Here is a 12,258-nt window from a genome sequence, read left to right on the forward strand (position 1 = left end):
CTGTTGTTAGTATAGCCCGATTTTACACAAAAAAAGTGGCAGAGTTGTGAACAAGCGGGAAAAAAATCGTATTTTTCCTTTTTGTTATACGGCCCGCCAATATTTGTATTTTCATCCGCGTTTTTTGTCTGTTTGGTCTTGTGCATATATTCTAAACTTTACGGTCTGATTTTGGATGCGCCTTGTACAAAGGCGCAATTTTGCCGCCGCGGGCTTGACATGCCACGTCCCGGCGCGTAAACTGAATGCAACAACAGCGAAGGCGCTGCCGGACATCCGGCGGCGCCTTTTTTGTTGTATTTCCGCGGTTGAAAAGCGTAAAAAATTGAGGAGGGGTCATTATGTATTCATCCGTAGACACCATTTGGGTGCTGCTGGGCGCGGCGCTGGTATTCTTCATGCAGGCGGGCTTTGCGATGGTGGAGACCGGCCTGACACGCGCCAAAAATGCGGGCAACATCATCATGAAAAACCTGATGGATTTTGCCCTCGGCACCGTTGCCTTTTGGCTGGCAGGCTTCGGCATCATGTTCGCGGGGGACGGCGCGTTGATCGGCGGGTTCGACCCGTTCATCCTGGGCGATTACAGCAGCACGTTCCCGTCCTGGGCGTTCGTCATTTTTCAAACGGTGTTCTGCGCCACGGCGGCCACCATCGTCTCCGGCGCGATGGCGGAGCGCACCAAGTTCCTTTCTTATTGCATTTACAGCGTAGCCATAAGCCTGATCGTTTACCCTGTCGGCGGGCATTGGGTCTGGGGCGGCGGCTGGCTGAGCCAGCTGGGCTTCCACGACTTTGCGGGCAGCACGGCAGTGCATATGGTGGGCGGCCTGTGCGCGCTCATCGGCGCAAAGATGGTGGGGCCGCGCATCGGCAAATATACGAAGGACGGCAAGGCGAACGCCATCCCGGGCCACAGCCTTACATTGGCCGCGCTGGGCTGCTTTATCCTGTGGTTCTGCTGGTTCGGCTTCAACGGCTGCTCCACCGTTTCGATGACGGGGGACGAGACATTGGTGAACGCCAGCCTCATCTTCGTCAATACCAACCTGGCCGCAGCTGTGGCAACCTGTGTGGTGATGATCATTACCTGGAGCCGTTACAAAAAGCCAGACGTCTCGATGACGCTGAACGGTTCTCTGGCCGGACTTGTGGCCATCACGGCCGGCTGCGACGCAGTGGACCCGTTCGGCGCGGCCATTATCGGGCTGATCGCGGGCTTCGCAGTGGTGTTCGGCGTTGAGTTCATCGACCAGAAGCTCAAAATTGACGACCCTGTGGGTGCCATCGGCGTGCATTTTGTCAACGGCGCGCTGGGCACTGTGCTCACGGGCCTGTTCGCCACGGACGGCGGCCTGTTTTACGGCGGGGGCTTCGGCTTCCTGGGCGTACAGATGTTGGGCGTGCTGGCTGTATGCGCTTGGGTCGGCGTTGCCATCACACTGGTGTTCTTCCTGCTGAAAAAGACCATCGGCCTGCGCGTTTCCCGCGAGGAGGAGATCGACGGCCTGGACATCCACGAGCACGGGCTCATCTCGGCCTACGCGGACTTTGCGCCCATGTCGCTGGGCATGGTAAGCCCTGAAGTGCAGGAGACTGTTGAGGGCGCTGTCCCGGCAAAAAGCGCCGACGAAGCGGTTCCTGTGGTGGAAACCACCACCGTCACCGCCGCTCCCGCATCCGGGCCGCGTATCAGCAAAGTGGTCATCCTGCTGCGGCAGAGCCGCTTTGATGCACTGAAAGAGGCGCTTTCCTCCATCGGTGTGACGGGCCTGACCGTGACGCAGGTGCTGGGCTGCGGCGTGCAGAAGGGACAGAGCGAATTCTACCGCGGCGTGCCCATGGACGTGACACTGCTGCCCAAGGTGAAAGTGGAGGTCGTCGTGAGCAGGGTGCCCGTGCGCAGCGTCATCGACGTCACGAAGCGGGTGCTGTATACCGGACACATCGGCGACGGTAAAATCTTTGTCTACAATGTGGAAAATGTTGTGAAGGTGCGCACCGGTGAGGAGGGCGTGGCCGCCCTGCAGGACACTCACTGATCATACTTTCGTTTGTGCCTTCCGGGTGGAGACCTGCGTTCGCAGGATTTTATTTAAAGCCTTTCTTTTTCAATTCGCCGCAAGAGCCTGTTCGGTTTTCCGGCTCCGGCGGGCCTTTCCGGTGAGGCAGCCGGTCTGTTTTACAAAGCCCCCGCCTGCGCATTGCGCCGGCGGGGGCTTTGCCGTATAATATTTCTTGAACCGCCGCGGCTCTGCCGCCCGGCGGCATGACCCCGGCCACGGCCGGGACGGGAGGGATACGATGCCTGGCATCACACTGCGCATGGCGCGCCCGGAGGACGCGGGCGGCATGCTGGCGGTCTACGCGCCTTATGTGGAGCATTCCACCGCCAGCTGGGAATACGAGGCGCCGTCTTTGGCGGAATTTTCCGGACGGCTGCGGGAGCATCTGGACACGGGCTTTCCCTGGCTGCTTGCGGAGGAGGACGGCGCGGTACTGGGCTATGCCTACGCCGGTCGCTTCGCCGCACGCCGGGGCTACGACTGGGACGCCGAGGTCACAGTATACCTGTCTGCCGCCGCACACCGGAGGCACGCCGCCACCGCGCTGTACACCGCATTGCTGGCTCTGCTGCGCAGGCAGGGCTACGTCAACTGCTTTGCGCTCATCACACACCCCAACCCGGCCAGCGCCGCCTTCCACGAGCGGATGGGCTTTGCCGAAGCCGCGCGCCTGCCCCACGCGGGCTACAAGGACGGCCGGTGGCTGGGTCTTTCCTATTATCAGCTCACGTTGCAGCCGCTTCCTGCCGTGCCCGTGCCGCCTGTGCCGCTGAGCGCGCTGGGCGCCGCCGAAACGGAACGATCACTGCGCGACGCGGCAGCCCTGTGCCGTCCCGCGCCGGAGGTGCTTTGAATGGAATTTGAACGCAATCCCACACTGGATGCGCTTTGCGCGCGCAAATCCGTCCGCGTGTTCACAGAGGAGCCTGTGCCGCAGGCTGTTAAAAACGCGCTGTTCCAGGCGGCCATGCAGGCCCCCACGGCTGGCAACCAGATGCTGTACACCATCCTCGACATCACCGCCGCCGCGCTGAAGGCACGCCTGGCCGACCTGTGCGACCACCAGCCCTTCATCGCGGACGCACCCGTGGTGCTGGTGTTTGTGGCGGACTGCCAGCGCTGGTACGACGGCTTTGCCGCGGCGGGCTGCGCACCCCGTCCGCCGCGGGAGGGCGACCTGCTGCTGGCCGCGGCGGACGCGGCCATCGCCGCACAAAACACGGTGGTGGCCGCCGAAAGCTTCGGCCTTGGCAGCTGCTACATCGGGGATATTCTGGAAAACTGCGAGGATGTGCGCAGCGCACTGGCTCTGCCGCCCTACGCCGTGCCCGCCGCCATGCTGGTGCTGGGCCGGCCCACGCAGCAGCAGCGGGAACGGCGCAAGCCCGCCCGCTTCGACGCGCGGTATATCGTACGGGAAAACCGTTACCGCCGCATGACGCCGGAGGAACACGAGGCCATGTACCGCGCGCGCGAGGCCGCCGAGGGCCGCGCGGACGTGGACTATGCCGCGCGGATGCAGGCATTCTGCGCGCGCAAATACAACAGCGTTTTTTCACGGGAGATGTCCCGCTCGGCCGCGGTATACCTGCGCGCCTTTTCGGCGCAGTGCACGCCCGGCACGGAGGAAGGAAACGCGCGCGGCGTCCGGAGGACGGAGAACAGCCATGCGGGAACGGACTGACGTGTGCGGGCGCTTCGCGCCCAGCCCCTCGGGCCGGATGCATCTTGGCAATGTGTTCTGCGCTGTGCTGGCCTGGCTTTCCGCCCGCAGCCGGGGCGGACGCTTCCTACTGCGGATCGAAGATCTGGACGTCCGACGCTGCAAGCCGGAGCACGCGCGCCTTCTGGAGGAGGACCTGGCCTGGCTGGGGCTGGATTGGGACGAAGGCGGCCGGAGAGGCGGGCCGGACGGCCCCTATTTTCAAAGTGAATGCAGCGAACTGTACGCACAGGCCCTGCAGATGTTGAAAGAACATGCCCGCGTTTACCCGTGCTTCTGTTCCCGGGCCGATCTGCACGCCGCCAGCGCGCCGCACCTTTCCGACGGCGCCGTACTGTACGGCGGACGGTGCGCGCGGCTTTCTCCCGCCGAGGCGGACGCTCTGCGCAGGCGGCGCGCGCCCGCTCTGCGCATCGCCGTGCCGGAAGAGTCCGTTTCTTTCACAGACGGACATCTTGGACATTTTTCGCAGAACCTCGCCCGGGAATGCGGCGATTTCATCCTGCGGCGCTCGGACGGTATCTATGCTTACCAGCTGGCCGTGGCGGTGGACGACGCGCGCATGGGCGTGACGCAGGTGGTGCGTGGGCAGGACCTGCTCTCCAGCACGCCGCGCCAGATTTTTTTGCAGCGGCTGCTGGGCCTGCCCACGCCGGAATACTACCATTTGCCGCTGCTGGTGAACGCGGAGGGCGTCCGGCTCTCCAAGCGGGAAAAAAGCCTGGACATGGGTGCGCTGCGCGCCCGCTTCACGCCCGCGGAGCTGACGGGCTGGCTAGCCTTTCTGGCCGGGCAGCAGCCCGCGCCGGAACCGGTGCCGCTCCGGTCGCTGGCCGCATGCTTTTCCTGGGAAAAGGTGCCCCGGCGGGATATCACCGTACCCGCCCGGCTGCTGAACGAAGCGCGCGCGGAATAATGACGTCTGAAATACGCAAAGCAGCGCCCATGGCTCTGCCGGGGCTGTAAATGCATTTGTGCAAAAGGAGGAGCCGATATGTTTCCGGACCGAAAAACCGCACTCCAGGAACTGGCAAAGGCCGAGGAACTGAATCCCGGTCCCTGGGGGGAACATTCCAGAAATGTGGCGCATGCGGCAGAGCTGATTGCCGGGCGCTGCGATAAAATGGACAGCGATAAGGCATTTGTCTGCGGGCTGCTGCACGACATAGGCCGAAGAACCGGAGTGGCCGCTGTCAGGCACATCATCGACGGATACGATTACGCCGCCGCGCGGGGATGGGACGAGGTCGCAAGGATCTGTCTGACGCATTCCTTCCCCGTCAAGGATATTGAAGCCGACATCGGAAAGAAGGATATCAGCGCAGCGCAGTACGCCTTCATCCGGGATTTCCTGAACGGCCTCGACTATGACGATTATGACAAACTGATCATTCTCTGCGATGCACTTGCCGACGCCAGTGGTTTTTGCATCTTGGAAAAAAGATTCATCGACACAACAAGGCGCTATGGAATATACCCGTTTTCCATCGACCGGTGGAATAAAACGTATCAGTATAAGGAATATTTTGAAGCGCTCATTGGGAATTCCATCTATACCCTGCTCCCGCATATAGAAGATTGCATCTACCGCTGACGTGCTCCCTGCGGCAGCGCCGGGTGCACGGGCGGCGGGGCGGTAAACGCTTTATCTTCCCATAAATCCATTCAGAGCACAGCGGGCCTTCTGCAAAGGGCGCGGCCGATGGCCGCGCCCTTTGTTTTTTCTATTTGTCGATGCTGCCCACGCGCTTGCGCCAGCCTCCTGTAAAGTAAAAACCCAGCGACAGCGCAGCCGCCACTGCCCACCCCAGCGGCCAGGACATCCAGATGCCCGCGGCGCCGAAGCGCGGCGCAAGCAGGAACGCCAGGATCACACGGAGGATCAGATCCGTAAACGTAGCCGTCATGAACTGGCCCATGCAGCCCGCGCCGCGCAGCACGCCGTCCGCCGCCAGCTTCAGCGAAATGAGCACATAGAACGGCGCCACGATGTTCAGGAACAGCGTGCCCTGTGCCAGCGCGTCGGCGCTGGGAGCGCTCAAAAACAGGCGTACCATCTGCGGCCCCGCGAACACGAACGCCGCAATGAACGGCACGGCCACGCACAGCGTCATGCCCGCGCCTGCGCGGAACCCCTGCTTCACACGTTCGGGACGGCCCGCGCCGATATTCTGGGCCGTGAAGCTGGAGAGGCCGTTGCCCAGCGTTGTGAAGCCCGTCAGCGCAAAGGTGTTCAGCTTCACCGCCGCGGAATAACCGGCCACCACAGCGGAGCCAAAGCTGTTGACAAGGCTCTGGATGAACAGGTTGCCCACGGAGATAAAGCTCTGCTGTAAAATACTGGGGACGGCGATGCGCGCAATGCGCCCCAGCATCCGCCAGGAAAACAGCGGATGCCGCTCCGGCGCGGGCACGCCCCGCAGCCGCCGGAACAGCGTCCATGCTGCCAGAACGGAGGCCACGCCCTGGCACAAAAACGTGGCCCAGGCCACGCCGCCAACGCCCATGTGAAAACACACCACGAACACCACGTCCATAACGATGTTCGCAAGGCTCGAAGCGATGAGGAAATACAGCGGCGTGCGGGAATCGCCCAGCGCCGTGAACACGCCCGTGCAAATATTGTACAAAAACAAAAACGTCAGCCCGCCGATATAGACATTCAAATAGAGCTGGGAATCCGCAAACACATTTTCCGGCGTGCCCAACAGGCGCATCAGCGGCTCGCAGAACAGAAAGCCGCCGGCCGTAAGCAGCGCCGAAAGTGCCAGAATGGCAATAACCGAGGTGGACACCGCAGTTTTCATGCGGGCCGTCTCCTTCGCGCCGAACAACTGGCTGATGATGACCGAGCAGCCCGTGTTGCTGCCCAGCGCCACGGCCATGAAGATCATTGTGATGGGAAACGACGCGCCCACGGCAGCCAGCGCATCTTCGCCCACAAACCGGCCCGCCACCACGCTGTCGGCCACATTATACAGCTGCTGGAACACCGCGCTCAGCAGCATGGGGATGGTGAACCGCCACAGGATGGCGGCGGGTCTCCCCTGGGACATATCGGTGATCAAGGCAACGCTCCCCCTCTTTTTCCCGCCCGCGCACGGACGGCGGTTCCTTGCCATCCCGCATGGGACATGCTATGATACCAGTATAAAACAGATTGAAAAAATTTTCAATTTTTTCCACAAAAAAGCATTGTAAAGGATGTGCAGGATGCCGAAAAGCGAAGGACAAAAACTGAAGCTGCTGTACCTGGCCGACCTGCTGCGCAGGGAAACGGACGAAGACCACGCGCTTTCTATGAGCGACATCCTGTCCCGGCTGGAGGAACTGGGCGTGCACGCCGAGCGCAAAAGCATCTACGATGATCTCCGTGCGCTGGAGGATTACGGCATGGATATCATCGCCACCCGCGGCCGAGCGGGTGGCTACCAGCTTGCCCACCGGGAGTTCGAGCTGCCGGAGCTGAAGCTGCTGGTAGACGCGGTACAGTCCTCCAAATTCCTCTCCGTCAAAAAAAGCCGTGAGCTTATCCGCAAGCTGGAGGGCCTCGCCTCCCGCTGGGAGGCCCAGAGCCTGCAGCGGCAGGTGTACGCGGTGGGCCGCGTAAAAAGCATGAACGAGAGTATTTATTACAGCATCGACACCATCCATACGGCTATTTCACAGGACAGGCAGATTGCGTTCCGTTATTTTGAATGGACTATGGAAAAAACCGTGCGCTACCGCCGGGACGGCCAGCTCTACGAGCGCTCGCCTTACGCGCTGGTGTGGGACGATGAGAACTATTATCTTGTGGCCTACGACCACACAGCGTCGCCGCCGGGCATCCGCCATTACCGCGTGGACAAAATGGCGAATCTGTCCGTTCTGGAAGAGTCCAGGCTGGGCAAGGCGACATTCGACGGCTTCGACATGGCGCAGTACGCCAAACAGATGTTCGGGATGTTCGGCGGTGCGCAGCAGGACGTAGAGCTGCGGTTCGCCGCGCGGCTGGCCGGCGTGGTGCTGGACCGCTTCGGCAAGGAGGTCACACTGCTGCCCGACGGCGGCAGCTTTTTCCGGGTGCATGTGCAGGCCGTCGTCAGTCCCCAGTTCATGGGCTGGGTGGCCGGCTTCGGCACGGACGCAAAGCTGCTTGGGCCGCCTGCCGTGGTGCGGGAATACACCGCCTTCTGCCGGGAGATGCTCGCGCAGTACGAATAAGCGTTAAAAGTCCTGATTATGGGACATATAATATCCTATACTAAAGACACCGAAAGAAACCACGATGTTTGAAAGGAGTGCCTTTGGTATGGTTAAAATGGCAGCGCTTGCGCCGAAAGGCGTGTTTGAGGAAGAGGATTTCTATGTACCCGCTTGGGAAGAGCCCCCGTACGAGCGGCATTTCGACGATTATACGCGCAACTGCGACGAAGCAGCATAAACACACGGCGCCCCGCACCTGTTGGTACGGGGCGCCGCTTTCCTTTTCAAATACTCAGAAGCCGCCGGCCGTACGCGGGAACGGCAGTACGTCGCGGATGTTGGGGATGCCCGTCAGATACATGATCAGGCGCTCGAAGCCCAGGCCGAAGCCCGCGTGCTCCACAGTACCGAAGCGCCGCAGCTCCAGATACCACTCATAATCCGCGCGGGAAAGGCCCAGCTCATCCATACGCGCCGTCAGCACGTCCAGCCGCTCCTCACGCTGGCTGCCGCCGCACAGCTCACCCACGCCGGGCACCAGCATATCCGCCGCAGCCACGGTCTTTCCGTCGCCGTTCACACGCATATAGAAAGACTTGATCGCCTTGGGGTAGTCCGTCACAAATACGGGCTTTTTATAGATCTGCTCGGTGAGGAAGCGTTCGTGTTCGGTCTGCAGGTCCGTGCCCCACTCCACCTTATACTGGAACGAATCGTTGTGCTTGCTCAGGATCTCCACGGCCTCCGTGTAAGAAACGCGGGCAAAATCGCTGTTTATCAGCGCGTTCAGGCGCTCCAGAAGCGTTTTGTCGAAAAACTGGTTGAAGAAAGCCATCTCGTCCGGGCAGGTCTCCAGAACATAAGCGATGACGCTTTTCACCATTGCCTCGGAGAGGTCCATCTCATCCGCCAGGTCCGCGAAGGCGATCTCCGGCTCGATCATCCAAAACTCGGCCGCATGGCGCGGTGTGTTGGAATTCTCGGCGCGGAAGGTGGGGCCGAAGGTATAGATCTTGCCGAAGGCCGTGGCCATCGCCTCGCCCTCCAGCTGGCCGGAGACCGTCAGGTTCGTAGCGCGGCCGAAGAAGTCCTGGGAAAAATCCACCGCGCCTTCTTCCGTTCGGGGCGGCTGGGCCGCGTCCAGCGTGGTAACGCGAAACATCTCGCCCGCGCCTTCGCAGTCCGACCCGGTGATCAGCGGCGTATGCACGTATACAAAACCGTTTTCCTGCAAAAACTTGTGGATGCCGTAAGCCGCCACGCTGCGCACACGGAACGCCGCGCTGAACGTGTTCGTGCGCGGGCGCAGATGCGGCATGGTACGCAGGAACTCCACAGTATGGCGCTTTTTCTGCAGCGGGTACTCCGGCGGGCACGCGCCCAGCACGCGGATGGAATCGGCGTTCACCTCCAGCGGCTGCTTGGCCCCCGGCGTAAGCACCACGCGGCCTGTCACCACAAGGCTGGTGCCCACGCCCGCTTTGGCAATGTCCTTGTAATTTTCCAGCTTGGCGGCTTCAAACACCACCTGCAGCGGCTTGAAGCAGGAGCCGTCGGAAAGCTCGATAAAACCGATGTTTTTGGAATCCCGCACCGTTTTGGCCCAGCCGCACACGGTGACGGAGGCGCCGTCGGCAGGCGCGGATGCGAAAAGCGCACGGATCTCTGTCCTTTTCATGAGATATCCTCCTTCATAAAATGAAAAATCGACAGCCAAATGTCCCAAACCTTTAGGACGAATTGCTGTCGAATCCGCGGTGCCACCTAAATTACCGCTTGCGCGGCCACTTTTCTGCGCCAAAAAGCGCCCGCAGCTTAACGCGCTGCCCACGGCGTGCCTACGGCCGGTGCATGCCCGGCGTTCGGGTTGCGGCTCGGAAGTGTTCTTTCGGGCGGGGCGCGGCGCGGAGCTTCCACCTTCCCCCGCTCGCTTTTCCGGCTGTTCCGCCTTACTTTTCTCCGTCACTGCCTTTGAATTGTATTTATCCTATCATCCCCGACGGCGCTTGTCAAGCCGCAGACGGGTCCGTCCGCGGGCACAGAGCGCGTTTCGCGACAGAATCGCCGTTTTATACAACAAAACTACATGGAAATCCCGCTGCCACTCTCCTATAATTAAAATGTACGAAATGATATTTTATCCGACTTTGGAGGGAAAATCATGGCCCACACCGCGCTTTTAATCGAACGGCTGCTTCAATTCAGCCTGCAACATTCTCTCATCGGCGAGCTGGACGCCTATGTGGCGCGCAACACGCTGCTGGACCTGTTCGGCCTGTCTGAGCCGTGGGCGGACGGCGTGCCGGAGGAGCATCTGGACGTTCCCACCGTACTGCTGGACGCTCTGCTGGATGACGCGGCGGCCCGCGGCCTGTACGACGGGGAGGTGCCCGCTCTGCGCGTAAATTTTGAGGCGCGCATCATGGGCGCGGTGATGCCCCGGGAAAGCGAGACGGCCGCCCGGTTCGAGCAGCTGCGGCAAACGCAGGGCGTGCGCGCGGCCACGGACTATTTCTACGGCCTGTGCATCGCATCCAACTATATCCGCACCGCGCAGATCGCCAAAAACATCAAATGGGACTATCCCTGCAAATACGGCAGGCTGGAAATCACCATCAACCTCACAAAACCGGAAAAGGATCCCAAGACCATCGCTCTGGAGCGCCTGCAGCCGGCAGCCAGCTATCCCAAATGTATGCTGTGCATCGAGAACATCGGCTATGCGGGCCGCGTGAATTTTCCCGCGCGCCAGAATCACCGTGTGGTGCCGCTGACGCTCTGCGGAGAGACCTGGTATCTGCAGTACAGCCCCTATGTATATTACAACGAGCACTGCATCGTGTTCGCCCATGAGCATGCGCCCATGGCCATCACGCCCCGCACCTTTGAGCAGCTGTTCGATTTTGTGACGCAGTTCCCCCACTACACCTGCGGCAGCAATGCGGACCTGCCCATTGTGGGCGGCAGCATCCTCAGCCACATGCACTTCCAGGGCGGCAGCTATGCCTTTCCCATGCAAAGCGCCGAAACGCTGTGCCGCTACCGTGTGCCGGAGTATCCGGACATCTCCGTCGAGACCATCCGCTGGCCCGTGAGCACCGTGCGTGCGTGCGGCCGGGACGCCGCCCAGCTTATCGGCTTTGCGGGCAGGCTGCTGGAAACCTGGCGCGGCTATTCGGATGCAGAGGCGGACATCCTGGCCGAGACCATGGAAAACGGAAGCCCCACGCCCCACAACACCGTCACGCCTATCCTGCATTATGACGAAAAAAAAGGCTATGTGCTGGACCTTGTACCCCGCAACAACCGCACCACAGAGCAGTATCCCGAGGGTATTTTCCATCCGCACCGGGAGATCCACCACATCAAAAAAGAAAACATCGGCCTCATCGAGGTGATGGGCCTTGCCATCCTGCCCAGCCGCCTTGCGCAGCAGAGCGAAGCCATCGCGGCGGTGCTGTGCGGCCAAACGGACGCAAAAGCGTGCAGAGCCGCCGCACCGGAGCACGCAGATTGGCTGGACCTTTTGGTGAAAAAATACGGCACGGCGCTCTCCCCCGAGCAGGCGCAGGACGCTGTGAAACGGGAGATCGGCGCGAAGTTTGAAACGTGCCTGGAGCACGCGGGCGTGTTCAAGCTGACACCGGACGGTCTTGCCGCCTTCGACCGTTTTCTTACCGCGCTGGGCTGCGAAAAGCTGTAAGGCCGAACGGCGCCCTCCCCAAATGAAATAAAACCGCGCCCCGTAATATGCCGTTTCGTCCGGCATCCGCGCCGCTTCGTGCTGCGATTTCAAATTTGTAATATTTATTCACAATTTGCTCACTTTTTCTCCGGTGTTTTGTCAAATATGGCTCGTATCATTGTATGCAAGGAAAAAATACGTCCGCTTTCGGAACGTACCTTAGAAAGGTCGATGCTGTATGGGGAAACTGGAAAAAATCGAAAAATGTGTTCAAAAGGGGAAAGAGGATGAGCTGGTCAAGCTCGTGCATGACCGCGACAAAAACGTCCGTCTTGCCGCCATTGCCGGGCTGGGCAGGGCCGGAAAGGACAATGCCTGCAACGTCCTCATCACCCTGCTGCTGGACGACGACCCCGAGATCCGTTCCGCCAGCGCTTCCGCGCTGGGTGATCTTGGCGACCCGCGCGCGCATACGCTTCTTATGCATCATCTGGGCGTGGAAAAGGATGAGCGGGTGGCAGCGGCCATCAAGGACGCTGTGGGTAAGCTGCATGGCGGCGGCTGAAGCTTCAGGCACAAAAACCAAAACGGGAGCT

The 12,258-nt window shown here is 60.8% G+C and carries 11 protein-coding genes; 9 read left to right on the plus strand and 2 right to left on the minus strand.

What is annotated here, in order from left to right:
- Positions 1-341 precede the first annotated feature (341 nt).
- The 5 genes from TQ39_RS16070 (at position 342) to TQ39_RS16095 (ending at position 5,383) form a co-directional block, all read left to right on the plus strand.
- Positions 342-2,042 carry an ammonium transporter gene (locus TQ39_RS16070; protein ID WP_082052311.1) on the plus strand — a complete coding sequence of 567 codons (1,701 nt, stop codon included), beginning with the start codon at positions 342-344 and terminating at the stop codon, positions 2,040-2,042.
- Between the two features lie 262 nt (positions 2,043-2,304).
- A complete protein-coding gene (locus TQ39_RS16080) occupies positions 2,305-2,919 on the plus strand; it encodes a GNAT family N-acetyltransferase (protein ID WP_009321693.1) in 615 nt (204 codons plus the stop codon).
- Positions 2,920-3,750 (plus strand): nitroreductase family protein, encoded by an 831-nt coding sequence (locus TQ39_RS16085; protein WP_050006288.1) that lies wholly within the window; start codon positions 2,920-2,922, stop codon positions 3,748-3,750.
- Positions 3,734-4,705, plus strand: a complete 972-nt coding sequence (gene gluQRS, locus TQ39_RS16090) for a tRNA glutamyl-Q(34) synthetase GluQRS (RefSeq protein WP_050006289.1) — start codon at positions 3,734-3,736, stop codon at positions 4,703-4,705. Before TQ39_RS16085 ends, gluQRS begins: the two co-directional genes overlap by 17 nt.
- Before the next feature lie 78 nt (positions 4,706-4,783).
- A complete protein-coding gene (locus TQ39_RS16095) occupies positions 4,784-5,383 on the plus strand; it encodes an HD domain-containing protein (RefSeq protein WP_050006290.1) in 600 nt (199 codons plus the stop codon).
- Between the two features lie 130 nt (positions 5,384-5,513).
- Here the strand turns inward: TQ39_RS16095 and TQ39_RS16100 are convergent, their stop codons facing one another.
- Positions 5,514-6,857 carry an MATE family efflux transporter gene (locus TQ39_RS16100; protein ID WP_050006291.1) on the minus strand — a complete coding sequence of 448 codons (1,344 nt, stop codon included), beginning with the start codon at positions 6,855-6,857 and terminating at the stop codon, positions 5,514-5,516.
- A 145-nt stretch (positions 6,858-7,002) separates the two neighbouring features.
- Here TQ39_RS16100 and TQ39_RS16105 point away from each other — a divergent pair, with 145 nt between their 5' ends.
- Positions 7,003-7,995: a helix-turn-helix transcriptional regulator gene (locus TQ39_RS16105; protein WP_009324117.1), complete on the plus strand. Its 993-nt coding sequence runs from the start codon at positions 7,003-7,005 to the stop codon at positions 7,993-7,995.
- A gap of 88 nt (positions 7,996-8,083) precedes the next feature.
- A complete protein-coding gene (locus TQ39_RS21860) occupies positions 8,084-8,215 on the plus strand; it encodes a hypothetical protein (protein WP_009324116.1) in 132 nt (43 codons plus the stop codon).
- Between the two features lie 54 nt (positions 8,216-8,269).
- Here the strand turns inward: TQ39_RS21860 and asnS are convergent, their stop codons facing one another.
- A complete protein-coding gene (asnS, locus tag TQ39_RS16110; protein ID WP_050006292.1) occupies positions 8,270-9,655 on the minus strand; it encodes an asparagine--tRNA ligase in 1,386 nt (461 codons plus the stop codon).
- A 483-nt stretch (positions 9,656-10,138) separates the two neighbouring features.
- On the opposite strand from asnS, the gene TQ39_RS16115 reads away from it, so the two are divergent.
- A complete protein-coding gene (locus TQ39_RS16115) occupies positions 10,139-11,680 on the plus strand; it encodes a UDP-glucose--hexose-1-phosphate uridylyltransferase (RefSeq protein ID WP_050006293.1) in 1,542 nt (513 codons plus the stop codon).
- Positions 11,681-11,900: 220 nt separating this feature from the next.
- The gene (locus TQ39_RS16120) at positions 11,901-12,227 is read left to right on the plus strand and encodes a HEAT repeat domain-containing protein (protein ID WP_050006294.1); all 327 of its coding nucleotides are present in this window, start codon (positions 11,901-11,903) and stop codon (positions 12,225-12,227) included.
- Positions 12,228-12,258: the final 31 nt, after the last annotated feature.

This window comes from Ruthenibacterium lactatiformans, from assembly GCF_000949455.1.
GTDB lineage: Bacteria > Bacillota > Clostridia > Oscillospirales > Ruminococcaceae > Ruthenibacterium > Ruthenibacterium lactatiformans.